Genomic DNA, 3295 nt, shown 5'->3' on the forward strand with positions numbered 1-3295 from the left:
ACATATCCTGTATGGAAATTGTCAATCCACTGTCCTTGCTTTCCACTACTGTAATACCACGAACCATCATCATTCTGAGATTTAAGCAAAAAAGAGTAACTCATCTTTATTATCTCAGATGTCTGGGAATCTGGAATAATTGCGTTTATCAAGGCCAGCGTTTCGGTTGACTTTGCTGATGAGTTATATGTTATCGGAGTATTTTCTTTGTAGTATCTAAACGCCGCTCCTCTTTCATCGGAAAATAGCAGCATTGTCTCAAGATAGTATGACCTGATTGATTCAAGAATTCTTATCACTTCCTGATCCTTAGTAATCAAATAGTAATCTACAATGCTGTTAGCGACAAAAGACGTAGTGATCGCATTGGGAGTAAATGCAGGGTGGAATCCATTCCTGGCCTGATAATCGAAGTTATTTCCCCAGCAGTAATAATCTGACTCACTCCGCAATGATACTATCAACTTATAAACTGATGATGCAGAATCTAAAAACGTCTGATCCTGTGTGAGTCCATACAGTTTGCAATATCCACGAAGGATAAGAGAAAGTCCCTTGGGGTTCAGAGATTTTGGAACTCTCATTAATGGCCTCAGATTGATGGGAGCCCTCTTGTTCACTTGAGTCCAGATGTATCTTGGATAAAAGGAATCAAAGATTGACCCTTTCTTGTAGTATTTTGATAACAAAGCGTCATACAAATCCCAGCCCTTGTAATCATCCTCTACGAAGGATTTATGTAAATTCATTACGATTTCTTTGATTTGCTCACGATGTTCTGAGCTTTCCGTTACCGATCTGATCATATATACTCTCCAGCCTCTTTACAACATTAGAGGCGTAAAACCTAGTAGAAGACTCATAGTTTTCCTAGGCATATAAACTACTCAGAGATCAATAGCTTTGAGTTTTTATACCATTGCCATGAGTCAAAGCACATATCCTCGAGAGTTCTCTCAGGTTTCCAGTTTAAAATGCTACATGCCCTATTATTCGCGGCATAACTAACAGCAATATCTCCTTCTCTTCGGTCCGAGAATTTGTGTTCAATCTTTAAGCTATTAGCTCGCTGAAATGTGTAGACCATCTCAAGAACACTGATCCCTTGCCCTCTACCCAAGTTATATACGAAGAATCCTGTATCATGGATATGTTTCTCCAAAGCAGCGACATGCCCTTCTGCCAAATCAACTACATGAATATAATCCCGGATACAAGTACCATCATTTGTGGGATAATCGGAACCGAAAATTGAGAGTTTTTCTTGCTTACCTGCTGCCACTTGCATGATAAAGGGCATTAGATTATTGGGGACCCCTGTGGGATCCTCTCCGATGAGTCCGGACTTATGAGCACCCACGGGATTGAAGTATCTTAAAATGCAGACCATAGCTTCGTTGTTAGCATTCTGATAGTCTCGCAGAATCTCTTCGATAAAAAGCTTGGATCTTCCATAGGGGTTAACAGCACTCAATGGACTATCTTCATGAAATGGTACATCTTCACTAGAGCCATATACTGTTGCCGAAGAGCTAAAAACAATTCTGTGGACATTGTTCTTTGTCATAGCCCTCAGCAGATTAAGGCTGCCATGGACATTGTTTTCATAATATCCTAGAGGATTCGCAACTGATTCTCCCACTGCTTTCAAGCCAGCAAAATGCATTATCGCATCAAACTGGAATTCATTAAAAACTTGTTCTAGTGATTCATAATCACACAAATCAAGTTCTCGAAAATGAATGCTATTTTTGCCGGTTATCTTTTTCATTCTTTCGATAACCCCAATTTTGCTATTGGAAAGGTTATCGATAATAACGACATCATGACCCCAATTGAGGAGTTCCACACAAACATGGCTTCCTATGTATCCGGTTCCACCTGTTAATAATATCTTCATATCAGTGATCCCATATTTAACTTAGTGTCGAAAGAGATTTTCAGAAATCTATCTCACTTAGAATTCTATCAACAATTTTCTGTGGATGAAAGTTAGCTGACGCGAACTCTCTGTTTCGAATTTTCATAACTTTGATCTTATCTTCATTTTCCAAGTTTCTAATCATACTTAAATATTCTAATGGATCCAAAGAACTCGTCATTCCGCCAAAATCTATTTTTGTACGTAGATCAACAAGTCCAGCTATAGGTCTGGTTAAGATGATTAACCCTGCAGCCATTGCCTCCAAGACTCCTATCGGTAAGCCTTCGTTATGAGATGTTGGAAACAACATCACATCGGATTGTCTAAAAGCCTCTTCTTTTTCAGATCCTGATACGAACCCTAGGAACTTAAGATCTTCAATTCCATTTTTATAGGCATAAACCTTAGCTGCTTCCAAAGCCCCCCCCGTTCCGGCGACAAGCATAACTGCACCGGGATTATTCTGTTTATACATTTTGAAAATGTCCAAGGCGATGAAGATCCCCTTGCTTTCTTCAACTCGTGCTAGAAACAAAAAGGTACTACATCTAGGCGTCAACTCTTTATTCCCCATATTGCGAATTAGAGTATGGTCAACAGGATTGTATTGAGATATCACTTTCCCATGGTACCCTGCCTCTCTAAGCTTATCTGCAAATGACTTTGCTAAAACAAAAACCATTTCTGCCTTGAAATAAGATGCCTTAAGCAGTCCACGAAACTGTAGGGCAGATACTTGGAATCCATGTATGATGAGAATTGGACGAATGTTGAAGAATCGTGCCAAGCGGATGATGAGTCCATCTCTAATCAGGCACTCTTTGCTAAGAGAGCTATTAACCAAAATGAGATTGGGATGATGTTTAATCATCTTCTGGATTGCGACCACAATAGATGATATGCTCCTGACTATCTTTGTAATGGGAGAATCAGATTTGAGGCTGCCTCTATGCAAGACCTGCGTATTCTCCGGCAAAAAAGGTATAATACTTGAGACAAACTGATAAACTCCTCCCGCATTTGAGCGAGGGCAGGTTATCATGATTTTTTTTTCGGTAGTTTTATTCATAATCTTTCATACTTCATGTGATAACAGAGGGTTTCCGTAACTGCGCAGGAGTCAAGTTTCTGAGCTATCCAAAAGACAAGCCAGATCATGCCTCGTTTCTTGTTCCCAGAAAGCTCTTAATAGTCTGACTCAAATATTCCGTAAAAGTCTTTCCTACCTTATCTTCAGCCTTTTCTCTTGCAAAGCCGGCCCCGCCTGTTACTAAATATTTCATTCTTTATCCTGTATTAAGGTTGTGTCGTTTTGGCGATTTGGCGTTTTGACGAAACACTGCTACTTGTTCAGAGCGTTGATGAGTCCCA

3 protein-coding genes are annotated in these 3295 nt (G+C 39.8%); all 3 read right to left on the reverse strand.

All coding sequences use genetic code 11. The annotated features are described in order from the left end of the window. Positions 1-806: hypothetical protein (locus LHW48_02940; protein MCB5259416.1), on the reverse strand; the 806-nt coding region annotated here is incomplete at its 3' end. Between the two features lie 77 nt (positions 807-883). Continuing rightward, positions 884-1900, reverse strand: coding sequence for a UDP-glucose 4-epimerase GalE (galE, locus tag LHW48_02945; GenBank protein ID MCB5259417.1), 1017 nt, complete (start codon positions 1898-1900; stop codon positions 884-886). Between the two features lie 40 nt (positions 1901-1940). Further along, positions 1941-2993 (reverse strand): glycosyltransferase family 4 protein, encoded by a 1053-nt coding sequence (locus LHW48_02950; GenBank protein ID MCB5259418.1) that lies wholly within the window; start codon positions 2991-2993, stop codon positions 1941-1943. Positions 2994-3295 lie beyond the last annotated feature (302 nt).

The organism is Candidatus Cloacimonadota bacterium (assembly GCA_020532355.1).
Classification (GTDB): Bacteria; Cloacimonadota; Cloacimonadia; order Cloacimonadales; family Cloacimonadaceae; genus UBA5456.

Coding starts and splice junctions, on each gene's coding strand:
- galE (MCB5259417.1), bottom strand. CDS start 1,900: ATGAAGATATTATTAACAGGTGGAACCGGATACATAGGAAGCCATGTT.
- LHW48_02950 (MCB5259418.1), bottom strand. CDS start 2,993: ATGAATAAAACTACCGAAAAAAAAATCATGATAACCTGCCCTCGCTCA.